Origin of the sequence: Mycobacterium noviomagense, from assembly GCF_010731635.1 — a bacterium.
Taxonomy (GTDB): domain Bacteria; phylum Actinomycetota; class Actinomycetes; order Mycobacteriales; family Mycobacteriaceae; genus Mycobacterium; species Mycobacterium noviomagense.
The window spans coordinates 1,353,487-1,378,068 of sequence record NZ_AP022583.1; the positions used below are offsets into that span (position 1 = coordinate 1,353,487).

Below are 24,582 nucleotides of genomic sequence, written 5' to 3' on the forward strand. Positions count from 1 at the left end.
TCGTTCCAGTCCCGCGGCGCGGGTACCGGACGGTCGTTAAGACTTTACCGTGGCGACGACAGGAGCCGCGAAGTGGCTTTGCTCACTCTTCGCGGCGACGACGCCGGCCGCCGGTGGGCTGGGCCTGCAACCGCGCCAGCAGCTCGGCGACCGATTGACCACCGGAGGATGGACCCTCCGGAGAGTCCTCCAGGCTGCGGCGCCGGCGCGGGGGCTCGGGCGCCGGGGGCTCCGACGGCTCGGGCGGCGCTGAACTACCGGTCCCGTACCCCTCGTAACCGGCCGAATGGCGCGGCCGCCGGCTGTTGCCCCAGCTGGCCGCGGTAGCGCCCGGCGGGCGAACCGGTGGCTCGGCTCGGCCGGCGTGTCGACCCCGCGGCGCGTCGGGGACGGGCTGGCTGACGGTCGACGACCCGTTGGCCATGGTGCCAGGAACACCTCGACTGTCGGGTTGCTCGGAGACCCAGTTGCTTCCCGGTGCTCCCGGCGGCAGCCATTGGCCCTCGGAGCCGACGGGCTGCCATTCGTTGGCCGGTTCGCGACGCTGCGGAGCCTCGTTGGGCGGGGCATACCAATCACGGGGTGGCGGCGCGGCTTCTGGCTGCGGCGCCACGTGCCGGGGTTCGAACCGCGGCTGCGATGGTGGCGTCGGGACGTCATGTTCAGGCTCAGGGTGGCGCTGCGGCTGCGATGCGAAGCGCTCTTGCGCAGCCCAGCCGCGCTCGTCGGACTGCCCGGCTCGTGACCAGTCGGGCTGATCGGGTTGTCGCGCTCGCGGCGACCAAGCGCTGTCTTCTGTTGGCCGCCAATGGGAACCGCGATATCCCTCGGCGGGATAGGCCTCGGGAGCCGGCGCACGGGTCTCGGGCGTCCGATATGCCTCAGCCGCTGGATACGTCTCGGGCGCGGGTTCCGGCTCAGCCGGTCGGGGCGGGAGCAGCGGTTCCTCGGGCACGTCGATGATCGAGCTGTCTTCGGTCTGGTTGGCCGCTTCTTCTGCCCGCACCGAGGCCACCCGATTGATTCGATCGCGCGGGCTCTCGTCCTCGCGATCCCACTCGCTGTAACCGCGCACGGTGGTGCGCTCGGTTTCCAGGGCAGGCCGCTGGCTTAGCTCGGCGTCGAACAAGATCTCGAGGTTGGTTCGCAGCGCGGCCAATTCGGCCCGCAGCGCCGCCACCTCGTCGGCCGCCTGGGCGCGCAGTTCGGACGCCAGCTCGCGGCGCAGCTGGGATTCCACGGTGAGCTCGTATTCGCGGCGGGCCGATATCTCTCGATCAAGCTGCAAATCGTAAACGAGTTTGAGATCCCGCACCCGCGCCTGGTCCACGTCGCTTTGCCGGCGATAGATCACCGACGCGAATGCTGCGACGACGGCGGCCCACAGCGCCAGGATCACCGCGAGCTTGAGGAGTTCCACCCGATTGGTGAACACCAGTGCGGAACTGGCCCCGATGGCGAGGACCAGCAACGCCGTCAACAGCAGCCAACCCGGCCTGCGGCCGCCGCGCCGGACCCGGGCGCCGCGGGACAGAACGGTCATGGGCTGACTGTACCGGGCCGAGGTCAATGCACGTGTCGCCGCATTCCGGCGATTCTCAGGTTTCGGTGCCGTTGCCGCGTTCGGTGGGATCGCTCGGTGATTTGCAGCAATGCTGCAGCCACAGTGCGGCAACCATCAGAGCCAGGGCACAAGCTGCCGCGACCACCGAGCCGGTGGTGTCTTCGCCGGCGACCCGCAGCGTGGAACGCCGCGGGAGCAGGTACACCAGCACTCCGATCCACCAACCCAGCACCACGGCGCCCACCCACGCCGAGGCCTTAGCGATGACCACGCTTCGCGCCACCGCTAGCGGATGTAGCCAGCCAGGTCCGTCGCCGATCTCGCCGTCGCTGATCTTCGTACGCACATACCGGCCCCACAGCGCCTCGGCCGCGGCCACGGCCAGCAGCGACCCGCCCGTCCACACCGTGATAGGCGGAAACCACCGGTAGAGCAGCACCACCAGCAAATAGCCGACCACCGCAGCGCCGATCACCGCGCCCGTCAGGTCACGTTTTCGGGTGGGGCCCATCAGTTTCCTGACGTACGCGGGGTGAGGACCAAGTCGGTTCGACGCACGCCGGCACGATCGGCGGGCTCCAGCTCGCCCAACAACCGGGCAACGGACCGCTTTCCTCCGGCCACCGTCAGCTCGGCGTCCGGATCGATAGCCAGCCACGGCACCATCACAAAAGCCCGCAGGTGAGCCAGCGGGTGCGGCAGCGTCAGGCCGTTGTCACGGGAGAACAGCTCGGTGCCCTCGTCGTAGCAGGCGACCAAATCCACGTCGAGGCTGCGCGGTCCCCACCGCTGTCCACGCACCCGATCGGCTGCCCGCTCAAATCCCTGGGCGCGCCGCAACCACGCGTGTGCGTCGCACGCCGGGTCATCGGCGATCAGCACCGCGTTGAGAAACGGTCCCTGGTCCACGCCGCCCCACGGCTCGGTTTCGTACACCGGCGACACGGCTTGCACCGACCCGCCCAGCCCGTCGACCACCGACTGCAGCCGGGCCAAACGGTCACCCAGGTTGGACCCGATCGACAGGACCACGCGAGTCACGCGGTACCTCCTGCCGGCACCACGGAACCGCGGCCGCCGCGGCGTGATCGCCGTGCCACCACCGCCACGTCGGCGAAGGTCTGCGGGATGGGGGCGGCTGGCTTGTGGACGACCACCTCGACGGCGTGCACCCGTGAATCGTTCATGACGTCGTCGGCGATCTCGCCGGCGACGGTCTCGATCAGCTTGCGCGGCGGGCCGGCCACGATGTCGGCCGCCCGCTGGGCCAACACCCCGTAGTCGTAGGTGTCGGACAAATCGTCGCTGGCGGCGGCGTCGGCCAGGTCGATCCACACGGTGATGTCGACGACGAAGTCCTGTCCGTCGGCGCGCTCCTGCTCGTACACACCGTGTCGGCCGCGAACAGTCAAGCCGCGCAACTCGATTCGATCAGCCATCGGGCGCTCCCCGGCTCCACGCCTCGACGACCTTGAGCGCGTCAACAGTAGCCCGCACGTCGTGCACCCGCACACCCCACACCCCGTGCAGGGCGGCCAGCGCGGAGATCACCGCGGTGGCCGTCTCGCGTCCATCCGGTGGGCGCAGTGTCCCGTCAGCGTCGGCCAGCAGGCTGCCGAGGAAACGTTTCCGGGATGCTCCGACAAGCACGCGAATACCGGTTGCGACGAACTGCGGCAGCGCATGCAGCAGCGCCCAATTGTGTTGTGCCGTCTTGGCGAATCCCAGACCGGGGTCGATGATCAGGTTGGCTGCGTCGACCCCGGCGGCGACCGCGTCGTCGACGCTGGCGAGCAGCTCGGCACGCACTTCGGCTACCACATCGCGGTACGGCGGCACCTGGTGCGGGCGGGCATCCGTCACCGAACGCCAGTGCATCAGGACCCACGGCACTGCCGCCTCGGCCAGCAGCGGCGCCATCGCGGGGTCGGCGCGTCCGCCGGAGACGTCGTTGACGATTCGGGCGCCGCTTTCCAGCGCGGCTTGTGCGACACCGGCGTGGATGGTGTCGATGCTGACCGTAATACCTCGGGCGGCAAGCTGTTTGACGACAGGAACGACGCGGGCGGTTTCCACCTGTGGGTCGATGCGGACCGCACCGGGCCGGGTGGACTCGCCGCCGACGTCGACGATCGCCGCGCCCTCGGCGGCCAATGCCAGGCCGTGTTCGACGGCGCGGTCGGGATCCAGATAGCGCCCGCCATCGGAGAACGAGTCCTCGGTGACGTTCACCACGCCCATGACCTGCACGTGTGTCGTAGTCACTTGCGCAAGATGAGTTCGAGCGCTTCGGCTCGAGACGCGGCGTCGGTCTTGAACTGTCCGCGCACCGCCGAAGTCGTGGTGATCGCGCCGGGTTTGCGCACGCCGCGCATCGCCATGCACAGATGTTCGGCTTCGACCACGACGATGACGCCGCGCGGGTCGAGTTTGCGCATCAGGGCGTCGGCGATCTGGCCGGTGAGCCGTTCCTGCACCTGAGGCCGCCTGGCATAGAGGTCCACCAGCCGCGCGATCTTCGACAGACCGGTCACTCGCCCGTCGTCGCCGGGAATGTAGCCCACATGCGCCACCCCGTGAAACGCCACCAGATGGTGTTCGCACGTGGAGTACAGCGGGATCTCCTTGACCATCACCAACTCGTCGTGTTGCTCGTCGAACGTCGTGTTCAACACGCTGTCGGGGTCGGTGTAGAGGCCGGCGAACATTTCGCGGTAGGTGCGGGCGACCCGGGCCGGTGTGTCTTCTAGCCCATGGCGGTCTGGATCCTCGCCGATCGCGCACAGCAATTCGCGGATCGCGGCCTCGGCGCGTGCTTGGTCGAACACCGCCATGCGTAGGGCCCTGGTGCGGGGATTCGGCTGCGCCATCGAAGCCTCCGTTCGTCAGCCGTGGGCCGGCGGGTTGGGCCGGCTCGCGTGCTCGCCCTGCTGGTCCGGTGACTGGTCGGCCGGTGGGGACTCACCGGGCGGCGGACTCGGCGGGTAGGGCTGACGCGGATAGTTCTGTGGCGGGTGCGGCCAGTACGGCGACTGGGGCGGTGATGGCGGCGGCGGGTACCAGTAGTTGGGCTGCTGCGGCGGCCACCCCGGTGCGCGCCAACCGGCAGGTGCGCCGTAGTCCGGTTGGGTGGGCCGGCGCGGTGGTGCACCGCGGCCGCCGGCGCCCTGGCCTACCGGCGTGCCGTGATTGCCGTTGGGGCCGTTGGGGTTTCGGTTGCGCTCGGCCTCTGCGGCTTCGGCGCTGGCCCGCGCGATCGCAGCTTTGAACGCCGGTTCGGGCTCTGGCTGCGGCCATGGCTCGCCGCGCTCTTTCGCCAGCTCGCCAGGTGTCTTGATCGGCGGCTTGTCCGACGGGATGCGTCCACCGAAGTCGTCGAACATGGTTAGCCGCGGCCGTTTTTCGACGTCGGCGAAGATCGCCTCCAGCTCGGGTCGGTGCAGGGTCTCCTTTTCCAGGAGCTGCCCGGCCAGCGTGTCAAGCACGTCGCGGTATGCGGTGAGGATCTCCCAAGCCTCGGTGTGTGCGGCCTCGATCAGCTTGCGGATTTCCTCGTCGATGTCGCGGGCCACCTCGTGGGAGTAGTCCGGTTGGGTGCCCATGGTCCGGCCGAGGAACGGGTCGCCGTGTTCGGTGCCGTACTTGACCGCACCGAGCCTGGTGCTCATGCCGAATTCAGTGACCATCGCCCGCGCGATTTTGGTGGCCTGCTCGATGTCGGACACCGCGCCCGTGGTCGGCTCCCGGAATACGAGTTCCTCGGCGGCGCGTCCGCCCATCGCGAAAACCAATTGCGAGATCATTTCCGAACGGGTGCGCAGGCCTTTGTCCTCTTCCGGCACCGCCACCGCGTGCCCGCCGGTACGGCCGCGGGCCAGAATCGTCACCTTATAAATCGGCTCGATATCCGGCATCGCCCAGGCCGCCAGCGCGTGCCCGCCCTCGTGGTAGGCGGTGATCTTCTTCTCCTGCTCGCTGATGACGCGGCCCTTGCGGCGCGGCCCGCCGATCACCCGGTCCACCGCCTCTTCCAGCGCGGCACCGGTGATGACCGTGCCGTTCTCGCGGGCGGTCAGCAGCGCCGCCTCGTTGATGACGTTGGCGAGGTCGGCGCCGGTCATGCCGACGGTCCGCTTGGCCAGCCCGTCGAGGTCGGCGTCGGGGGCCAGCGGCTTGCCCTTGGCGTGCACCCGCAGAATCGCCTTGCGGCCGTTCAAATCTGGGTTGGTCACCGGGATCTGGCGGTCGAAGCGGCCGGGCCGCAGCAGCGCCGGGTCGAGGATGTCGGGCCGGTTGGTCGCGGCGATCAGGATGACGCCGGCGCGCGGGTCGAAGCCGTCCATCTCGACCAGCAGCTGGTTCAGCGTTTGCTCGCGTTCGTCGTGGCCACCGCCGAGCCCGGCGCCGCGCTGGCGGCCGACCGCGTCGATCTCGTCGACGAAGATGATGCACGGGCTGTTCTGCTTGGCCTGCTCGAACAGGTCGCGCACGCGCGAGGCGCCGACGCCGACGAACATCTCGACGAAGTCCGAGCCGGAGATCGTGAAAAAGGGAACGCCGGCTTCTCCTGCTACGGCGCGGGCCAGCAGCGTCTTGCCGGTTCCAGGCGGGCCGTAGAGAAGCACACCCTTGGGGATCTTGGCCCCCAGCGCCTGATAGCGGCCCGGGTTCTGCAGGAAGTCTTTGATCTCGTAAAGCTCCTCGACCGCCTCGTCGACGCCGGCGACGTCGGCGAAGGTGGTCTTGGGCATGTCCTTGGAGAGCTGCTTGGCGCGGGCCTTGCCGAAGCCGAAGCCCATCCGCGCGCCGCCCTGCATGCGCGAGAACATCACGAACAACCCGACCAACAACAGCAGCGGCAACACGTAGATCAGTAGCGATCCCAGGATGTTGCCCTGGTTGACGACCGTGCTGACTTGTGCGTTCTTACTGCTCAACGCATCGAACAGCGGGACCGCGTAGCCGGTCGGGTACTTGGTGATGACTTTGTCGGAGCCGGCGGTGTCGCTGTTAGCGCTTTTCAGCGTCAACCGCAGCTGCTGTTCGCGGTCGTCGATCTGGGCGCTTTTGACGTTGTCGGCTTTGATCTGCGCCATCGCCACCGAGGTGTCGACGGGCTTGTAGCCGCGGGTGTCGTCGCTGAAATAAAAAAACGACCAGCCGAGCAGCAACACGACGGCGATCGCCGTGAGTGTGCGGATCACGTTTTTCCGGTTCATCAAGCATCGGCCGTGTTGGGCCAGGTCCTTCCCCGATACACGCAGCTGGAATAGTCCAGGCTACCGCTACGTGGCGATCGCCAGCTCGGCGGAGCCGGGCGCAGCGGGTCGCCACCATGCAGCCAAGTGGCGATCGCCAGCTCGGCGGAGCCGGGCGCAGCGGGTCGCCACCATGCAGCCAAGTGGCGATCGCCAGCTCGGCGGAGCCGGGCGCAGCGGGTCGCCACCATCCTTCCGAGCTAATTGCCCGGCTCGTCAGCGGGCCACTTTCGCGGCCGCATCAAGCGCCGTCTATTGCAACGATCGCGCAACCGCCGGCGGTTCCCGGCTGATCCTCTGCTGCCAGCGAAACGGGTGGCCAGTCGGATGCCGACAAACCTGTGACCCCTTCTCAGCCGGTTGCTGTTGTGCTTTGGTGAGACCGTGCGCGCACCCACCGAACGGTTAGTTGACACCAACGGTGTGCGGGTGCGGGTTGTCGAGGCAGGCGAACGTGGAGCGCCGGTAGTGGTGCTGGCGCACGGATTCCCTGAACTGGCCTACTCGTGGCGGCACCAGATTCCGGCGCTCGCCGCAGCGGGCTATCACGTGCTGGCCCCCGATCAGCGCGGGTACGGCGGGTCGTCTCGCCCAGAAGCCGTCGAGGCCTATGACATAAAGGCCTTGACCGCCGACATCGTCGGCCTGCTCGACGACGTCGGCGCCGAGCGGGCGGTGTGGGTGGGTCACGACTGGGGTGCCCCGGTGGTGTGGGGCGCAGCGCAGCTCCATCCCGACCGTGTCGCGGCTGCCGCGGGTTTGAGCGTCCCACCGACACCGCGCTCCCAAGTGCCGCCGACGCAGGCGTTCCGCAACATCTTTGGCGACCACTTCTTCTACATGCTCTATTTTCAGCAGCCCGGCGTGGCCGACGCCGAGCTCAACGCAGATCCGGCCAAGGTCATCCGACGGATGATCGGCGGGCTGCGCGGCAGTGACGACCGAGCCGCCGCAGTGCGGATGGCCCGACCGGGGCCGGAGGGCTTCGTCGAACGTCTGCCGGAGCCCAACGGCCTGCCGGGTTGGATCAGCGCGGACGAACTCGACCACTACGTCGGCGAATTCAGCCGCACGGGATTCACCGGCGGGCTGAACTGGTATCGCAACCTGGACCGCAACTGGGAGATCCTGGCCGATCCGGTGAGCGCGACGATCACGGTGCCGGCACTGTTCATGGCTGGGACAGCCGATCCCGTCTTGGGGTTCATGCGTCGCGACCGCGCCAGCGAAGTGGTCACCGGTCCCTACCGCGAGGTGATGATCGACGGTGCAGGGCACTGGCTGCAGCAGGAAAGGCCCGACGAGGTCAATGCGGCGTTGCTAGATTTCCTCGAGGGATTGGAGTTGCGATGAGTGGTCCGCTGCGTTTCGGCGCCTTCATCACGCCGTTTCACCCCACCGGCCAGTCTCCCACGGTGGCAATCGAATACGACATGGAGCGCGTCGTCGCACTCGACCGCCTCGGGTTCGACGAAGCATGGTTCGGCGAGCACCACTCCGGCGGCTACGAGCTGATCGCCTGCCCGGAGGTGTTCATCGCCGCAGCGGCCGAGCGGACCAAACACATTCGGCTCGGCACCGGAGTGGTTTCGCTGCCGTACCACCATCCGCTGATGGTCGCCGACCGCTGGGTGCTGCTGGACCATTTGACCCGCGGCAGGGTGATGTTCGGCACCGGCCCCGGAGCGCTGCCCTCGGACGCCTACATGATGGGCATCGATCCGGTCGAGCAGCGCCGGATGATGCACGAGTCGCTGGAAGCGATTCTGGCGCTGTTCCGCGCCGCACCCGGTGAGCGGATCAGCCGGCACTCCGATTGGTTCACCTTGCGTGACGCGCAGCTGCATATTCGGCCCTATACCTGGCCGTATCCCGAGATTGCCACCGCAGCAATGATTTCGCCGTCCGGCCCGCGGCTGGCCGGAGCGCTGGGCACATCGCTGCTGTCGCTGTCGATGTCGGTGCCGGGCGGATATGCGGCGCTGGAAAACGCGTGGGAAGTGGTGTGCGACCAAGCAGGGAAGACCGGACGCGACGAACCGGACCGCGCGGGTTGGCGGGTGCTGGGCATCATGCATCTCGCCGACAGCCGCGACCAGGCGATCGACGACTGCACCTACGGTCTGCAGGATTTCGCCAAATACTTCGGCGCAGCGGGATTCGTACCGTTGGCCAATCTGGTGGAGGGCGCACAGTCGCCCCGCGAGTTCGTCGAAGACTATGCGGCCAAGGGCAATTGCTGCATCGGGACGCCCGACGACGCGATCGGCTACATCCAAGACCTGCTCGACCGCTCCGGGGGTTTCGGCACCTTTTTGATGCTCGGCCACGACTGGGCCCCACCCGAAGCGACCTATCACTCCTACGAGTTGTTTGCCCGCAAGGTGATTCCCCACTTCAAGGGACAACTGGGCGCGCCACGCGCGTCGCACGAGTGGGCTCGCGGTATGCGGGATCAACTGCTTGGCCGCGCCGGTGAGGCGGTGGTCAAAGCCATCAGCGAGCACACCGACGAACTCAAGCTGGAAAGCGAGCAGAGCTGATGCGCGCCGCGGTCCTGCGCGACGGGCGCATGGTGTGTCGCGACGACGTGCCCGACCCGGTGCCTGGGCCCGGACAGGTGCTGGTCGCCGTGCGGGCGTGCGGAATCTGCGGCTCGGACCTGCATTTCGCCGCCCACGGCGAGGAGGTGCTCGCGCTGGGCGCCAAGGGCGGTTTCGGCGACATGGGTGTCGATTTGAACCGTGACGTGTTCATGGGTCACGAATTCAGCGCCGAGGTCCTCGAAGCCGGTCCTAGCACCGACACGCATCCGCCGGGCACGCTGGTGACGTCGATACCGGTTCTGCTGTCGGGCAATAGTGTCGAACCGATCGTCTACTCCAACCGCACGGTCGGCGGCTATGCGGAACGGATGCTGCTTTCGGCACCGCTGCTGCTGCCGATTCCCAACGGCTTGGACCCCAGGCAGGCCGCGTTGACCGAGCCGATGGCAGTGGGCCTGCATGCGGTCAACAAATCCAGGATTGAGCGAGGAGAGGTCGCGCTGGTCATCGGTTGCGGCCCGATCGGAATTGCAATTATCGCCGCATTGCGGGCGCGAGGCGTGGAAACTATTGTGGCGTCTGACTATTCACCGAAGCGACGCGAGGTGGCCACCGCCATGGGCGCGCATCAGACTTTAGACCCCGCACAAGGGTCGCCGTTCGATACGGTCACGCCGGCTGTGGTGTTCGAGGCTGTCGGGGTTCCGGGCCTCATCGACGACATCATTCTGCGGGCCCGGCCGGGTACCCGGCTGGTCGTCGCCGGGGTGTGCATGCAGCCCGACACGGTGCATCCGTTCTTCGCGATTGCCAAAGAGATCAACGTGCAGTTTGTGCTCGCTTACGACCCAAACGAATTCGCCGAGTCGCTGCGTGCGATCGCCGAGGGGGATATCGACGTCGCCCCGGTGATCACCGGTGAAGTCGGTCTCGACGGGGTTGGGGCGGCGTTCGACGACCTGGCCGACCCGGAACGGCACTGCAAAGTTTTGGTCACGCCATAGGCTGCCTGCGCCGGTGTTGACCAGCGCGCAAAAGCCGTGCATAACAATGGTTCGACGACAAGCGGCACCTGTTTTTTCCAAAAAGCGGTTCCAGGGCCAACTCGCGGTGTTTAGGGTGAATTGTTTGGCCATGCGCTTAGAAAGGAGGTGTCAAAGGACGCTTAGCAAGCACACTGTTGCTGCTTCGATGTGCTGATTGTGCGCCAGATCGATCCAAACAATTTTCAACAGTGGCCGATGAAACGGCTGGAAAGGAATCACCGTGACAGTGAGTAGTTTTCGAACCCGCGCTGTGATCTCCGCGGCGGGCGCCACAGCGGCAGCCGCGTTAGCCTTTGCCGTGGTCCCCGCCGCGCACGCCGATGACGAAGCCTGGGGCGCGATTGCCGTTTCTCCGGACGGGAAGGCCGTGGGCGTAGCGACGGACAAGCCAAACGAGTACCAGGCCAACATAGGCGCAACCTCTGACTGTCACCAAAACAACCCCACCTGCAACGTGCTGATTACCTTCAAGTACCCCGACTGCGGTGCCGTCGTCAGAAACGGTGACCAGTATTTCGGCGACAGCGGCGCCACGCAGCAAGAAGCAGAACAAAACGCAATGAACCAAAGCCCGGGCAGCACAGTCCTCAAGTCGGCATGCAACAACCCGCCCGCAGGGGCGACCGCCACGCCTACGAGCGGGACCACAACACCGACAAGCACAAGCAGTTCGCCCTCAAGCACGACCAACCCGCCACCTGGCCAGTGAACCGTTGCCTCGCCGAGCAGGCTCGAGATGTCGGCCTGCTCGGCGGGGTTTTTTCTATCGCCTGAACCAGGCGTCATCGCAAACCGCGCCAAATTGCAACACCGCAGTGTTGTTTGGGCCGCGTATGCCACAGCGTCATAGTGCGCTGTTAAACCGTCGCCGCCGCACCTGATGTACTACAGGTGACGAAAGGTGAGCATGATGCGTAGCGCGATGCGGCTGCTTGGCGCTGTCACGCTGGTGGTTGCCCTGATCGCCGCCTGCAATTCCGAGAAGAGCAGTGACCGGGCACGCGGACAGCTGCCTGCAGGCGCGCTGACGATCCTGGCGAAACCGGCGTATGCGACCGCGCGATGGCTCTATTACGTAGCCGATCGAGACTCCGGCGAAGTTCTGTTGAGCCAGCGTCCTGACGAGCTGGTGCTCACCGGCTCGACCGCAAAGCAATTCACGATCGGGACGGTGTACGACAGCATCGGACCCAACACCCGGCTGACCACACCGGTGTATGCCACTGCACCGGTGGACAACGGAGTGCTGCACGGCGACGTAATCCTGGTCGCCTCAGGCGATCTCACCTTGGGTGGTCGCGGTGCAATGCACGGCCGCGTCGACGACGCGTTCGACGCCACCAGTATCGACCACGTCTACGGCGACATCGCTCCCAACGCCCGCAAGGTCAACGACGATCCCCTGGCCGGCCTAAACGACCTGGCCCACCAAGTCGCCGCGAAAGGTGTCAAGACCATCGACGGCGACGTCCTCGTCGACACCCGGATCTGGCAGTCATCCCCTGGACGTAAGGGTGCCGTGCCACCCATCTTCGTCAACGACAACCTATTGGATATCGAGGTGACACCGGGTGCCGTCGGCCAACCGGCCACCGTCCGAACAACCCCGGGCACAACCGCATTCACCGTGCAGTCGAAAGTCTCGACGGTTAAGTCCAATAACCCGTCGAGCCTCGAGGTGAGCGCCGACCCAACCAATCCGCGCAACATTGTGGTCAACGGACTGATCCCGCAAGGCAAGCCGCAGCTCACGATCTACCGCGTGCCCGATGCTGACACGTGGGCGCGTACCTTGTTCATCGAAGCTCTTGGCCGGGCGGGCATTACGGTGTGCACTCCGGCTCTCGGTCCCAACGACCAGTCCCGGCTCCCGGCGCCCAACAGTTATTCACCTCGCCGCCGGCTGGCGTCGCTGCAATCGCCACCGCTGCAGGCATTCGGCTCGATGACCCTGCGCACCAGCTACAACGCCGGTGCCAACGCGATGCTGTGCTTGCTGGCAACCAAGTCCGGTTCCACCGATTGCACCGACGGGTTGCGAGCCATTCGGGCCGCCGTGGAGAAGGCCGGATTGCGGTCCGACTCTGTGGTGCTCACCGATGGCGAAGGGGCTTACCCGGCCTCGTCGACGCCGAAACAGATGGCGGCCTGGAACAGGTGGGCGGCCCGGCAGCGGTGGGGATCGGCGTTCGTCTCCGGGCAGCCCGTTTTGGCCGCGACCGGCACCCTAGCGCCCGTCGGCCGCAACAGCCCCGCAAAAGGCAAGGTGCAGGCGAAGACCGGGACCGTGGCGGTGACCGACCCCGCGACCGGTCGGGCGCTGGTCAACGTACAGAGTCTCGCGGGCTACATGACCACCGACAAAGGCCGACATCTGGTTTTCGACCTGTCGATGAGCGGCGCCACCTACCCTGACGTGCTGACCGGCCTGCAGCAAGCCAACGATGACGTCGGAATGGTGGCCGCGCAGATTCAGCAGTCGCTGTCCAAGTGAGCCACGGCCGCCGTCTCAGCGCGGTGCACCACATATCCAATTGCGACGAGCCCGAACCAGATAACGCCCACCACGATCGCGGTGCGGCCATGTGCGGTAAAAAACAGCAGCACCACCACCAAAGCGAGGAATGCCAGAGCCAGCGCAGTCGTCGCCGGTGCACCCGGAAGCCGATAGTGCGAGGCCGGTAATATTCTGGCTGCGACTCGGCGGCGATAAACCAGGTGCGACAGCAAGATTGAGGCCCACACGAAAATGATTCCGATGGTGGACACCGACGTGATGTAAGCGAACGCCTTGTCCGGGGAGAGCCAGTTGACGAATACGCCCAGGCTCATCACCAAAACAGAGAAGGTGGTGGCCACTAGCGGTACGTGACGGGCGCTCAACGCCTGCAGGTGGGCTGGTGCTTCACCCCGCTGCGACAGGCTGCGCACCATACGGCCCGTCGAATAGATGCCGGCATTACATGACGACAGGGCCGCGGTCAGCAAGATGAAGTTGACGATGCCGGCGGCAGCCGGGATGTTGATGTATTGGAACACCGCGACGAATGGACTCTGGCCGTCGTGGAAGCTCCGCCAGCCGCGAACCGACAAGATGACGAACAGCGCCCCGACGTAGAACAGCCCGATCCGGAACGGCAGGGTGTTAATCGCCTTGCGCAACGTCACTTTGGGGTTCTCCGCCTCGCCGGCGGTGACGCCGACGAGTTCCACGCCCACATAGGCGAACACCCCGACCTGCAGGCTCAGCAACGCTTGACTCAACCCCGTCGGGAAGACGCCGCCGTCATTCCACAAGTTGGCGATCGTCGGCCCGATTGCCGGCCCTAATGCCGGAATGGGCAGCAGCACACCGATACCCACGACAATCATGCCGACGATGGCCACCACTTTGATCATCGAGAACCAGAACTCCGCCTCACCGAAGATCTTCACCGAGATGAGGTTCGCGGCGAAGAGAACAAGCAGCACAACCAGTGCCGTAACCCATTCGGGAATTGCCGGCCACCAGAACTTCACGTACTTTCCGCCGACGGTGATCTCAGCCATGCAGGTGGTGGTCCACACCGCCCAATAGGTCCAGCCGTTGGCGAAACCGGCGAATTGGCCTAGGAACTCCTCGGCGTATTCGGACATGCTGCCCGACACCGGTCGGTACACGAGCAGCTCGCCGAAGGCACGCATGATGATGAAGATCGCCAGTCCGGCCACCAAGTACGCCAGGATCACTGCTGGGCCGGCCTGCTCGATGGCACCACCGGCCCCGTAGAACAGCCCGGTGCCGATCGCGCCGCCGATTGCGAGCATCTGGACAGTCCGGGCCGAGAGGCCGCGTTCGTATCCGAGGTCGGGTGCCCCCGCTTCGGGCCTGGCCAGACTCATTCCGATCTCTTATCACAGACTCCGGGCCGAGAACGCGGGGTGCCGACGTACCCGGCGCGTCGAGCGCGGACAGCACGAATTGGGTGGTGGACAACCGGCTTCTGTGGATGAATGCCGCGCTGTGGACAACTCGGGTGTCGAGAAGCTCGGCCGCCCTCAATGTCGTACCCCAGTGGCATACTCGCACGCATGTTCGATACCGTCGTCGACGCGCTGGACGCCGCTGGCGTCGGTGCCGCCGACATGGGTGGGCTGGATGCGGCGGCCTTGGTGGCGGCGGTGGAGTCCACGCACCGGTTGGAGTCGATGCTGGTCGCTCGCCGGCTGGCAGCGGTGGCGGCGTTGCTGCGGCTTCGGACGGCAGCGGCCGAAAGCCCCGATGACACGCGCGGGTACGCGGTGGTTGACGGGTTCGAGCAGACCACGGCTGAAGTGGCGGCGGCGATGAACCTGTCCCCGATGGCAGCCAGCTACCTGGTGTCGCATGCCCATACGCTCGATACCCGCCTGCCTAAGGTGGCCGCGCTGTTAGCTGAGGGCCGAACCGATTGGCGCACAGTCCGACTGATCATCAGCCGAACCGACCTGGTGACCGACCCGGAGCTGATCGCCAAGCTGGATCAGTCGCTGGCGGCGCGGATCGGCAAGTGGCACAGCTGGTCGCGGCAGCGAATCGTCAACGCCGTAGATGCCGCAGTGCGCGTCACCGATCCTGATGCCGCCCGTGAACGGCGTGAGCGCGTCGAGGATGACCGCTACATCGCCACCACCGCCACCGAGCACGGGATGGCCGAGATCTACGGCATCGTCGCGGCGTCGACGGCCACGGCGTTCGACCGGCGGCTGTCGGAGTTGGCCAAGCAGGTGTGCCCCGCGGATCCGCGAACGCGGGATCAGCGCCGCGCCGACGCGTTGGCCGCGCTGACCGAAGGACGACGCTTGGCATGCACCTGCGGGAAGCCCGAGTGTCCGACTCGCAACGTCACTGCGCCGGACCACGATTCGGGCGGTGCACAAGTCGTCATCAACGTGGTGGCCAGCGTCCAGACGGTCTACGGCGACAGCTCCCAGCCGGGTTATCTGGAAGGCTACGGGGTCATCGACGCCGAGCAGGTTCGCGAGCTCGCGGCGGCAGCGTCGGTAAGGCTCGCACAATTAAAGAGCACACCTGAAGAGGCATTGCGCTATCAGCCGTCGGCGGCGTTGGAGCGCGCGATTCGCTGCCGGGATTTGACGTGCCGCTTTCCCGGCTGCAGCCGTCCGGCGATGGTTTGCGACGTCGACCATACGATTCCGTTCAACCACGCGAACCCGAAAGCCGGCGGGTTGACTGTGCCGTGAAATCTGAAATGCCTTTGCCGCCAACATCATCGGCTGAAGACCTTCGGCGGATGGCATGACAGACAACTAGCAGATGGCACCGTCATCTGGACCGCACCGACCGGCCAAACCTATCGAACGGCACCGGCGGGAGCAGACCTCTTCGGAACACCGCGCGCGCCGGCGTGCTCAGCACCCACGCCCAGCCGGCGCAGCCGCTCCAAACAGCGCGCCGACCGAATCGCCCGGGCCCGCAAGCATAATCGTGAGCAACGGCCCATCAACGAAGCGCGCCGTGCACTCGAGGAAGCACGAAAAAAGGAGGTAGCTGCCCGCAAGTTCCGAAACCATATGCGCGACATGCTGTTTCTGTTCAAGGGTCGACCGAGCACCAGCCCGTTTTGCACCTGGGTCAACGATCCGCGAGAACCCGAAGAACTGCCGCTGGATTGGCGCCCGCCTCCACAAGAACCCCTGCCCGACGATCCCCCGTTCTGACGACCGATATGGTGCCAGTCATGCCGATCGCCGGAAGCGGGAAACTGTCACTGCGCTCTGCGTTGGCGGTAGTCGCGTTGGGGTTCATCGCGGCTGCGGTGTCCGCTTGCGATTCCGGCGCAGATCCGGTCGCGGACAATCCCCCCCAAGTGACCGTCACCGGGCTTGGAAAGGTTCAGGGTGTCCCGGACATGCTGAACGTCGACGCGAGCGTCGAGTTCACGGCCCCGGACGTCACAACAGCGATGAACCGGACCAACGAGCGCGAGCAAGCGGTCATCACCGCGCTGACCGACGCCGGTGTGAGTAAACCGGATATCACCACCACCGACGTCAGCGTGCAACCGCAGTACGGCGAAGGCGCCATCACCGGTTATCGCGCCAACAACTCGATCCGGGTCAAGGTCCGCAAGCTGGATTCGGCGTCTCATGTGCTGTCGGTCATCGTCAGTGCCGGCGGCGATGCCACCCGGATCAACTCCGTGCGGTACTCCATCGAGGACGACTCGCAGTTGGTCCGTGACGCGCGGGCCCGCGCCTTCGACGACGCCAAGAATCGGGCCCAGCAATACGCGCAGCTGTCGGAACTTCAGTTGGGCGAGGTGATCTCGATTTGGGAGACCTCCGGCGCCCCGACGCCGACGCCGATGCCCCGGGCGCCGATGGCCGCCACCGATGTTCCGCTCGAACCGGGCCAGCAGACCGTCAGCTTCACCGTGACCGCAGTGTGGGAGCTGCGCTAGTCCCTGGTGGCGACCCGCTGCACCCGGCTCCGCCGCGTTTGCGATCGCCACTAGTCCTGGTAGACGCGCGGGTCCAGGGTGCCGATGTATGGCAGGTCGCGGTAGCGCTCGTCGTAGTCCAGGCCGTAGCCGACCACGAACTCGTTGGGGATATCGAAGCCCACATACGCGATGTCCACGTTCGCGCGCATCGCGTCAGGCTTGCGCAGCAGCGTGCACACCCGAAGCGAACGCGGACGGCGGGTGGCGAGGTTGCGCAGCAACCACGACAGGGTCAGCCCGGAGTCAACGACGTCCTCGACGATCAGCACGTCGCGGTCGTTGATATCGCGGTCGAGGTCTTTGAGGATGCGCACCACGCCCGACGACGACGTCGAGGACCCGTAGGAGCTGACGGCCATGAACTCGAACTGCGTCGGGAGCGGAATCGCGCGGGCCAGGTCGGTCACGAACATGACCGCGCCCTTGAGCACGGTGATCAACAGCAGATCCTGAGCACCGGGAGCATCGGTCACGCCGCGGTAGTCGTCGCCGATCATCGCGCCGAGCTCAGCGGTGCGGGTCTGGATCTGGTCTCCGGTCAGCAGCACCGATTTGATGTCGCCTGGGTACAGTTCGCCCGATTGCGCTGCCACGTCCACAGCGTGCCATGCCGCCCGGCCAGCCACCAACGGAGCCCCGTCAGACCGGCTCGCGCCGCAAGCTCAGGACCCCGTTGCGTCGGCCGGCCACCAACCGTTGACCGCGCAGTGTCGAGCCCACCGCCACTCCACCCTGCCCCCGCCACGCTGTGACGAGCCCGTCGATCCCCCGAATCTGCTTGTCGGTCAACCCAATAGCGCCCCGGTCCAGCAGCCAGCGGCGGATGACCCGCCGACGAACCGGGTCGGGCAGCACCGCCAACGCCGTAGTGTCGAGTCCCTCGCCCCGCGCGGCGGTCGTCAGCGCCTGCGCGGCAAGCGAGTCGATCAGCTCACCGTCTTCTCGCAACGCCGTCGCGGTGCGGGCCAGCGCCTCGGCGACCCCACCGCCCAGCACCTCCTCCAGCACCGGCAGCACCTCCTGGCGCAACCGGGCGCGGGTAAAGCGGCGATCGGTGTTGTGCGGATCTTGCCACGCGGTCAGGCCCAACTCGTCGCACGCGGCGTGCGTCACAGCGCGGCGCACGCCCAACAGCGGTCGGCACCACGGCGGGTCGTGCGGGCGCATCCCCGCGATTGAGCGGGCGCCGGACCCGCGGCCCAAACCGAGCAGCACGGTTTCGGCCTGGTCGTCGAGGGTGTGCGCCAACAGCACCGGCTGGTCCCCGCGGGCGCCGTCCAACGCCTGATAGCGCGCGCTGCGCGCCGCCGCTTCAGGGCCGCCGTCCACGCCCACCTGCACGCAAAGCACTTGCGCCGCAACACATCCCAGAGCAAGAGCATGGGCCCGTGCGGTGGCTGCGACGTCAGCGGAGCCCGCTTGCAGGCCGTGGTCGACGACCAGCGCTGTGGTGGCCCGCATCCGGGTCGCGACTGCGGTAAGCGCCAACGAGTCGGGCCCACCGGACAGCCCGACGCACCACCGCTCGGTGCCGGCCAGGTAGGTGTCGGCGAACGCCTCGACAGCTGCGGAGAGCTGCCCTACAGCACTCTGTCGATCCATCGTTGCGGGTTTTCGATCTCGGCGGGGAGCGGCAGCGTTTCCGGCCCGGACCAGATCGTGTTGAACCGCTCCATACCGACCCGGCTGACGACGTGGTCGACGAACGCCTTGCCGCGGGTGTACTGCTTGAGCTTGGTGTCGATGCCCAGCAACGCACGCAACAACCGCTGCAACGGCGGTTGCTTGCGGTGGCGGCGCTCGTCGAACCGGCTGCGGATCGTCGCCACCGACGGCACCACCATGGGCCCGACAGCATCCATCACATGATCGGCGTGGCCCTCCAGCAAGGTGCCGAGAACCAGCAGTTGATCCAGCGCCTCCCGTTGCGGCTCGGACTGCACGGCGCGCAGCAGGCCCAGCACTCCAGGTGAGTTGCCGTCCGGGTTCGCTTGCGAGGCGTCACCGCGGCCGCGGACGAAGTCGGCGAGCCTGCCCAGCACCTGGTTGACGTCCTCGCCGCTTTCCCGCGTCAACACCGCCAACGCCTGCGACATGTAGCCCGACAGCCACGGGTTGACCGTGAACTGCACCCGGTGCGTCACCTCGTGCAGACACACCCACAACCGGAAATCCGAAGGGTCTACCCGCAGTTGGCGCTCCACCGCGATGACGTTGGGGTACACCAGCAGCAGGCAGCCCCCGTCGCCCGCGGCGAAGGGGTCGTACTGGCCGAGAATCCCCGAGGACACGAAAGCCAGCACTGCGCCGGTCTGCGCGCCGGTGATCCGCCCGGTGAAAAAGCCGCGAGGCTTGTCGGTCCCACCCGTCATCACCCGCATCGACTCCGCGGCCGCCCGGATCCACTGCGGCCGGTCGACGACACGCGCGTCCGGGACGGGCCGGTCGATCTCCAGACCGGTGACCTCGCGCACCGGCGGTTCGGCCTCCTTCGCCGCGGTGGTCAGCTCGTCGATCGCCTTGCGGCGGGTGTATTCCGTCGCCGGCGGGCCCGGGCGGGCTAGCCGTTCGCCGACATCAGCGGCAAACCGCCAGTCGATGGCACGCCCGACTGTCAGCTCGGTGGCGCCGGTCATGTCGTGCATCCGCACGTGCGCAGCCTGGCGGCCAGGGCGTCGATAGCGAGGCGGCCGGTCGGCCCGGCGTCGTTGGAGATGAATGCGAAGGTCAACACACGCCCGCTGTTGTCTGTGATCACCCCGGCCAGGGAGTTGACGGCGGTCAGCGAGCCGGTCTTGGCCCGCAGCCAGCCGGCCGCGATTCCGTCGGCGGCCGGGTTGATGAAGCGGTTGGACAACGTGCCGCTGCCGCCGGCGATCGGTAGCAGATCCAGCAGCGGTCGCAGCGCCGGCTGGTCCGGCCCGGCGGCCGCTTGCACTACCGAGTCGAGTGTCTTGGCGGTCAACAGGTCGTCGAGCGATAACCCGCTGGAATCCACAAGGACAGCCCCGGAGACGGCGACCTGTGCGGAGGCCAGTTGACTGGTCACCGCGTCGACAGCCCCCGCGAAGCTGCGCGGCCGATGGGTGGCCGCGGCCACCTCGCGGCCGATGCATTCGGCCATCACATTGTCGGAGGCGTCCATCATGTCGCCCAACCGCTCGATCAGCGGCGCCGATCGGACGGCGGCCAGCTCGCGCGCATCCGGCGGGGCCGAGCCCAGCGTCACCGCCGCGGGGTTGACGCCAAGTGCGCTTGCCAGCGCTCGGCCGGCGTCGAGTGCCGGAGTGTGCGAGCGGGTGGATTCATCGGTGGCGGGCTGCACGCGCCCGGCGTCGAGCATCACCGACTCGATCGGTGCGACGTCGCCGCCGTCGATGTCGCCCGGATCCCAACCCGGCGCTGTCTCCGGACCGGTGAACGCCGAGGCATCCACCTTGACGGCGGTAGGCATCACCCCCCTGCGGCGAACCTGATCGGCCAGGTCGCTGATGCGCGCCGCGTCGTGATACCACGTTTCCCCGCCAGGCGGCACGGCCGACAAGGTCGGGTCACCGCCGCCTACCAGCACGACGACCCCGGGCCGCTGATCCTCGACGACTCGGGTGGTGATCGTGGCCTCGTGGTCGAGCGTCAGCAGCGCCGCGGCCGCGGTCAGCGCTTTGTTGGTCGACGCGGGGTGCAGCGGCACATCGTCGAGCTGGTGCCAGAGTTCTTTGCCGGTCATCGCGTCGGTAATCCGACCGCCCAGCTTGCCCAGATTCGGGTCCGCCACTTGCGGCGCCAGCGTTGCGGCCAGCCCAGCTTCCGTGGGCATCGGGGCACTCGCCGGGACCGGCACCACTCCCGGGGCTACTGCGGGGGTATGCGGCTCCGGCGGGAGCTGCGGGTCCTTGGTCTCGTGCCCACCCGCAGTGAACCAGGCCGCTGCCGCTACCACGGCAGCAACCACCGCGAGCACGGCTACCCCGATAATCGCGTGGGTCGACCGCCGCCACCGAATGGGACGCATGACTCTCCTGACTGTCTTGTCCCAATTGTGCCGAACCGATCACCGGCCGATGCCGCGTTGGCGGCTGTTCGATACTCGGTATCGCTCCATTAGGGTTTGATCTGATCCAAGAACCGCGACGTCAGCCGACGATCAGCCACCCTCTACGAAGGAGCCGACACGGTGCAATTCGACGTGATCATCGAAATCCCGAAGGGCCAGCGCAACAAATACCAGATCGACCACGACTCAGGGCGGATCTATCTGGACCGTTACCTCTACACATCGATGGTCTATCCGACCGACTACGGCTTCATCGACGACACCCTCGGCGAGGACGGCGACCCGCTCGACGCGATGGTGCTGCTGCCCGAGCCGGTGTATCCGGGAGTGCTGGTCAAGTCGCGGCCGGTCGGGATGTTCAAGATGACCGACGAGGCCGGCGGCGATGACAAGGTGCTCTGCGTTCCGGCTGGCGACGTCAGATGGGATCACATCAAGGACATCGACGACGTGCCGGCGTTCGAATTGGACGTCATCAAGCACTTCTTTTCCCAATACAAAGCCTTAGAGCCGGGCAAGTTCGTTAAGACGGCCGACTGGGTGGGCCGCGCCGAGGCCGAAGCCGAGGTGCAGCGCTCGATCGATCGGTTCAAGACCAGCGGGCACTGAACTCGCAAGCACTCGACCGCCAGCGGCGAGTGGCATCCTGGCATGTGTGAACCCGATTTGGCATTTCGCCGCGAACTTCTGGTGGCTTGTCTTCCCGTTCGGGGGCGCGATCGGCGGGGGGTTGCGGGCGATCGCCGCGGCCAACGAGCGACGGGCCGAACGACGGCTTGAACGGTATCGGCTGAAGCAACAGGCCAAGATCGCCGCCGCCGAAGCATCGGGTCGGACGCGGAACACCAAGGCGAGCTACCGGCGTGAGCTCACCAAACTCATCGAGGAACACGACCGGACCAATGCGCGATGGTTCGACTACGAGGTCGATATCGCAAAGCTGCTCGACTTTCCAATGATGACCGACATGCGCAACCCGTTGACGATCGAGTTCCACAAAGCCAAGCGGCACGCCGATCTGCTGCGCCCGGAGCGTCCCGAGGATCTCCTTGACGACCGCAATGCTCAACTGGACTACCGAGATGCCGTACACGAGTACGTCGCGGCGTTCGAAATCGCTGAGGCCGAGGCAATTCGGCGCCGTCGCAGCGATTTCTCAACCGACGACCAACAACGGATGGCGCGCGCCCAGCACCTTCTGCACCTGGCGCAAGACGAAGCCGCAACCCCGCAGGAACGGGAGAACGCCTACGCCCGGGCGAGCAAGGAACTCGAAGGCCTTGTCGTGCTGCCGGCCCCTGCGCGCGCGAGCATAGAACAGCGGATCGCCGGCGCGATCGAGGCGTGAACCGGACGTTTTATCCGACGCGCTGCAACGCCTCGGGCGTCAAATCCTTGCGCGACGGATAGCCGTCGACAGCCATGATCAGATCGGCTTCGGCCAACAGGGATCGCAGCACGTGCACGATGCCGTCCACACCGCCGAGCGCCAGACCGTAGGCGTAGGGCCGGCCGATCCCGACTGCGGTCGCTCCCATCGCAAGCGCCTTGATGATGTCGGCGCCGCTGCGAATGCCCGAGTCGAACAACACCGGCAGCCCGTCGGCCGCTTCGAGCACTGCGGGCAGGCAGTCCAATGCGGCCAGCCCGCCGTTGGCTTGCCGGCCGCCATGGTTCGAGCAGTAAATGCCGTCGACGCCAAGGTCTTTGGCGCGGCGAACATCGTCGGGGTGGCAGATGCCCTTGACCATCAGCGGCAGGCTGGTCTGCGAGCGCAGCCATTCGACGTCGTCCCAGGTGACCGGTCCACCGAAGATGGGCAACTTGCGCACCGCTGCCTCGGTGGCGTCTTCACCGGGTTGCAGGCCGGCGCGAAACACCGGGTCGCTGGTGTAGTTGGCGAGGCACCCGCTGGGCACCTGCGGATAGTTTCCGGCGCTCAGATCGCGTGGCCGCCATCCGGTGACCCAGGTGTCGAGTGTGACCGCGATGCCCCTGAATCCCACCGCCTCGGCACGACGCACCAGGCTGGTTGCCATCTCGCGGTCCGGCGGCGTGTACAGCTGAAAGAAGCCCGGCGTATCACCGAGCGCGGGCGCGACGTCTTCCATCGGGTCGGCCGATAGCGTTCCGACGAAGAACGGCACAGCCGTGCGTGCGGCCGCGCGTGCTGCCGCCAAGTCCCCGTGGCCGTCCTGCGCGCACACCCCGATGACCCCGATCGGCGCCATGAACACCGGAGCCGGCAACGTCACCCCGAACAACTCGACGGACAAGTCGCGTTCGGTCGGCGCGACCCCCATGCGTGGGAACAAGCCCCAGCGCTGGAAGGCTTCGCAGTTTGCCCGCTGCGTGTGCTCGTCGCCGGCACCGCCGGCGACGTAGCCCCACACCTTGGGCGGCAGCGCCGCGCAGGCCTTGGCCTCCAGGTCGGCGAAGAGGATGGGATATGGCGGCTGGCGCCCGGCCTGGCCTTGCTGATACAGCTCGTTTTGGTATTCGGCGAAAGCCATAGCGGCCGGGTACCCAACTAATCGGGGTCGAGAACACGGGTGGCGAACAAGCTGGCCAGCGCGGTGACGACAAGCGTCGCAATAATGACCGCGAGACTGAGCAGCGTCGGGATCTCGGGCACGTCGATGTGCTGGCCGCCGTTGATGAACGGAACCTCGTTCTCGCGAAGTGCATGCAGCACCAGCTTCACCCCGATGAAGAACAGGATCACGGCCAGGCCGCGGGACAGATAGACCATTCGCTTCAACAGTCCGCCGAGCAGGAAGTACAGCTGGCGCAGCCCCATCAACGCGAACACGTTGGCGGCTAGCACCAGGTACGGCTCGCGGGTAAGCCCGTAGATGGCCGGAATGGAGTCCAACGCGAAAACCAGGTCGGCGGCGCCCAGCGCGAGAATGACGAGAAACATCGGTGTCATTGCTCGCTTGGAAAGCCGCCCTGAGCCCTTTTTGACGTAGAGCTTGACACCGTCCCAGGTGACGGTGATGTTCACGTGCCTGCGCGCGAACCGGACGACGCCGTTCTCCACGTCGCGTTTGCGGTCGTGATCGCGGGCCAGTTTGACCGCTATGTACACGAGAAACACGCCGAACAGATAGAAGACCCAGGAGAACTTCTGGATGGCCACCGCGCCCAGCGCAATGAACACGCCGCGCAGGATCAGGGCGATCACGATCCCGACGAACAGTGCTTGCTGCTGGTAGACCTTCGGCACGTTGAAACTCGCCATGATGACGATGAACAGGAACAGGTTGTCGATCGACAAGCTGTATTCGGTGAGCCATCCGGCGAAGAACTCCAGGCCGAACTGGTGGCCGTGAAAGAACCAAACCCAGATCCCGAAGAGCACGGCAAGCCCCACGTAGATCGCCAGCGCCGTCGCGCTTTCCGGTGTTGCCGGTCGGCGGGGTCGGCGCGCGACGACGACGACGTCGAACAGTAGAACTGCGGTGGTCGCGCCCAAGGTAAGGAACCATTCGAGCATCGACACGTGCAACAGGTGACCTCCGGCCTCGAGCTAACCCAGAGGTCTCTTCCACCGTCGCATAACGGTCCGCGGCGCCGGTCGGCCGATTGCTGGGCGACGTGATGACGACGGCGCGGTGCGGGAATAC

Annotated in this window: 22 protein-coding genes and 1 pseudogene; 9 read left to right on the plus strand and 14 right to left on the minus strand. The window is 66.5% G+C overall.

The features are described from left to right. Positions 1 to 82: 82 nt before the first annotated feature. The 7 genes from G6N15_RS06380 to ftsH are packed head-to-tail and all read right to left on the minus strand — an operon-like array spanning position 83 to position 6,783. Complete coding sequence (locus G6N15_RS06380) at positions 83 to 1,543, minus strand: DUF6779 domain-containing protein (protein ID WP_083088572.1); 1,461 nt, start codon at positions 1,541 to 1,543, stop codon at positions 83 to 85. A 55-nt stretch (positions 1,544 to 1,598) separates the two neighbouring features. After that, complete coding sequence (locus G6N15_RS06385) at positions 1,599 to 2,075, minus strand: DUF3180 domain-containing protein (RefSeq protein WP_083088573.1); 477 nt, start codon at positions 2,073 to 2,075, stop codon at positions 1,599 to 1,601. Further along, on the minus strand, positions 2,075 to 2,605 hold the full coding sequence (gene folK, locus G6N15_RS06390) for a 2-amino-4-hydroxy-6-hydroxymethyldihydropteridine diphosphokinase (protein ID WP_083088574.1): 531 nt from the start codon (positions 2,603 to 2,605) through the stop codon (positions 2,075 to 2,077). The genes G6N15_RS06385 and folK overlap by 1 nt, the downstream gene beginning before the upstream one ends. Continuing rightward, the gene (gene folB, locus G6N15_RS06395; RefSeq protein WP_083088575.1) at positions 2,602 to 3,003 is read right to left on the minus strand and encodes a dihydroneopterin aldolase; all 402 of its coding nucleotides are present in this window, start codon (positions 3,001 to 3,003) and stop codon (positions 2,602 to 2,604) included. The genes folK and folB overlap by 4 nt, the downstream gene beginning before the upstream one ends. Then, positions 2,996 to 3,805, minus strand: coding sequence for a dihydropteroate synthase (folP, locus tag G6N15_RS06400; protein ID WP_275998673.1), 810 nt, complete (start codon positions 3,803 to 3,805; stop codon positions 2,996 to 2,998). Before folP ends, folB begins: the two co-directional genes overlap by 8 nt. Before the next feature lie 20 nt (positions 3,806 to 3,825). After that, the gene (gene folE, locus G6N15_RS06405) at positions 3,826 to 4,434 is read right to left on the minus strand and encodes a GTP cyclohydrolase I FolE (protein ID WP_083088576.1); all 609 of its coding nucleotides are present in this window, start codon (positions 4,432 to 4,434) and stop codon (positions 3,826 to 3,828) included. 15 nt (positions 4,435 to 4,449) lie between these two features. After that, complete coding sequence (gene ftsH, locus G6N15_RS06410) at positions 4,450 to 6,783, minus strand: ATP-dependent zinc metalloprotease FtsH (protein WP_083088577.1); 2,334 nt, start codon at positions 6,781 to 6,783, stop codon at positions 4,450 to 4,452. A 423-nt stretch (positions 6,784 to 7,206) separates the two neighbouring features. Here ftsH and G6N15_RS06415 point away from each other — a divergent pair, with 423 nt between their 5' ends. The 5 genes from G6N15_RS06415 (at position 7,207) to dacB (G6N15_RS06435) (ending at position 12,908) form a co-directional block, all read left to right on the plus strand. Continuing rightward, positions 7,207 to 8,175, plus strand: coding sequence for an alpha/beta fold hydrolase (locus G6N15_RS06415; protein ID WP_083088602.1), 969 nt, complete (start codon positions 7,207 to 7,209; stop codon positions 8,173 to 8,175). Further along, the gene (locus G6N15_RS06420; protein ID WP_083088578.1) at positions 8,172 to 9,365 is read left to right on the plus strand and encodes an LLM class flavin-dependent oxidoreductase; all 1,194 of its coding nucleotides are present in this window, start codon (positions 8,172 to 8,174) and stop codon (positions 9,363 to 9,365) included. The genes G6N15_RS06415 and G6N15_RS06420 overlap by 4 nt, the downstream gene beginning before the upstream one ends. Next, positions 9,365 to 10,372: a zinc-binding dehydrogenase gene (locus G6N15_RS06425; RefSeq protein WP_083088579.1), complete on the plus strand. Its 1,008-nt coding sequence runs from the start codon at positions 9,365 to 9,367 to the stop codon at positions 10,370 to 10,372. The genes G6N15_RS06420 and G6N15_RS06425 overlap by 1 nt, the downstream gene beginning before the upstream one ends. Positions 10,373 to 10,634: 262 nt before the next feature. Further along, positions 10,635 to 11,123 (plus strand): DUF4189 domain-containing protein, encoded by a 489-nt coding sequence (locus G6N15_RS06430; protein ID WP_163747955.1) that lies wholly within the window; start codon positions 10,635 to 10,637, stop codon positions 11,121 to 11,123. Between the two features lie 201 nt (positions 11,124 to 11,324). After that, positions 11,325 to 12,908 (plus strand): D-alanyl-D-alanine carboxypeptidase/D-alanyl-D-alanine endopeptidase, encoded by a 1,584-nt coding sequence (gene dacB, locus G6N15_RS06435; RefSeq protein WP_169922527.1) that lies wholly within the window; start codon positions 11,325 to 11,327, stop codon positions 12,906 to 12,908. Here the strand turns inward: dacB (G6N15_RS06435) and G6N15_RS06440 are convergent. Beyond that, positions 12,887 to 14,296 (minus strand): amino acid permease, encoded by a 1,410-nt coding sequence (locus G6N15_RS06440; RefSeq protein ID WP_083088581.1) that lies wholly within the window; start codon positions 14,294 to 14,296, stop codon positions 12,887 to 12,889. The two genes, dacB (G6N15_RS06435) and G6N15_RS06440, sit on opposite strands and share 22 nt — an antisense overlap. Before the next feature lie 243 nt (positions 14,297 to 14,539). On the opposite strand from G6N15_RS06440, the pseudogene G6N15_RS06445 reads away from it, so the two are divergent. Both G6N15_RS06445 and G6N15_RS06450 read left to right on the plus strand, forming a co-directional pair. Further along, positions 14,540 to 16,114 (plus strand): annotated as a pseudogene (locus G6N15_RS06445) (HNH endonuclease signature motif containing protein). 20 nt (positions 16,115 to 16,134) lie between these two features. After that, complete coding sequence (locus tag G6N15_RS06450; protein WP_083088604.1) at positions 16,135 to 16,857, plus strand: SIMPL domain-containing protein; 723 nt, start codon at positions 16,135 to 16,137, stop codon at positions 16,855 to 16,857. Positions 16,858 to 16,907: 50 nt separating this feature from the next. Here G6N15_RS06450 and hpt read toward each other — a convergent pair whose 3' ends face one another. Genes hpt through dacB (G6N15_RS06470) form a run of 4 tightly spaced genes read right to left on the minus strand, consistent with a single transcriptional unit; the run spans position 16,908 to position 20,911 of the window. Then, positions 16,908 to 17,528 (minus strand): hypoxanthine phosphoribosyltransferase, encoded by a 621-nt coding sequence (gene hpt, locus G6N15_RS06455; RefSeq protein ID WP_083088582.1) that lies wholly within the window; start codon positions 17,526 to 17,528, stop codon positions 16,908 to 16,910. 10 nt (positions 17,529 to 17,538) lie between these two features. Then, positions 17,539 to 18,501: a tRNA lysidine(34) synthetase TilS gene (tilS, locus tag G6N15_RS06460; RefSeq protein WP_083088583.1), complete on the minus strand. Its 963-nt coding sequence runs from the start codon at positions 18,499 to 18,501 to the stop codon at positions 17,539 to 17,541. Beyond that, positions 18,480 to 19,535 (minus strand): zinc-dependent metalloprotease, encoded by a 1,056-nt coding sequence (locus G6N15_RS06465; RefSeq protein WP_083088605.1) that lies wholly within the window; start codon positions 19,533 to 19,535, stop codon positions 18,480 to 18,482. The genes tilS and G6N15_RS06465 overlap by 22 nt, the downstream gene beginning before the upstream one ends. Beyond that, positions 19,532 to 20,911 (minus strand): D-alanyl-D-alanine carboxypeptidase/D-alanyl-D-alanine endopeptidase, encoded by a 1,380-nt coding sequence (gene dacB / locus G6N15_RS06470; RefSeq protein WP_083088584.1) that lies wholly within the window; start codon positions 20,909 to 20,911, stop codon positions 19,532 to 19,534. The genes G6N15_RS06465 and dacB (G6N15_RS06470) overlap by 4 nt, the downstream gene beginning before the upstream one ends. A gap of 162 nt (positions 20,912 to 21,073) precedes the next feature. Here dacB (G6N15_RS06470) and G6N15_RS06475 point away from each other — a divergent pair, with 162 nt between their 5' ends. After that, positions 21,074 to 21,562, plus strand: a complete 489-nt coding sequence (locus G6N15_RS06475; protein ID WP_083088585.1) for an inorganic diphosphatase — start codon at positions 21,074 to 21,076, stop codon at positions 21,560 to 21,562. Positions 21,563 to 21,608: 46 nt separating this feature from the next. Continuing rightward, positions 21,609 to 22,301 (plus strand): hypothetical protein, encoded by a 693-nt coding sequence (locus tag G6N15_RS06480; protein ID WP_083088586.1) that lies wholly within the window; start codon positions 21,609 to 21,611, stop codon positions 22,299 to 22,301. Between the two features lie 10 nt (positions 22,302 to 22,311). Here the strand turns inward: G6N15_RS06480 and G6N15_RS06485 are convergent, their stop codons facing one another. Then, positions 22,312 to 23,466, minus strand: a complete 1,155-nt coding sequence (locus G6N15_RS06485; RefSeq protein WP_083088587.1) for an alpha-hydroxy-acid oxidizing protein — start codon at positions 23,464 to 23,466, stop codon at positions 22,312 to 22,314. A 17-nt stretch (positions 23,467 to 23,483) separates the two neighbouring features. Next, the gene (locus G6N15_RS06490) at positions 23,484 to 24,464 is read right to left on the minus strand and encodes a TerC/Alx family metal homeostasis membrane protein (protein ID WP_083088588.1); all 981 of its coding nucleotides are present in this window, start codon (positions 24,462 to 24,464) and stop codon (positions 23,484 to 23,486) included. Between the last annotated feature and the right edge of the window lie 118 nt (positions 24,465 to 24,582).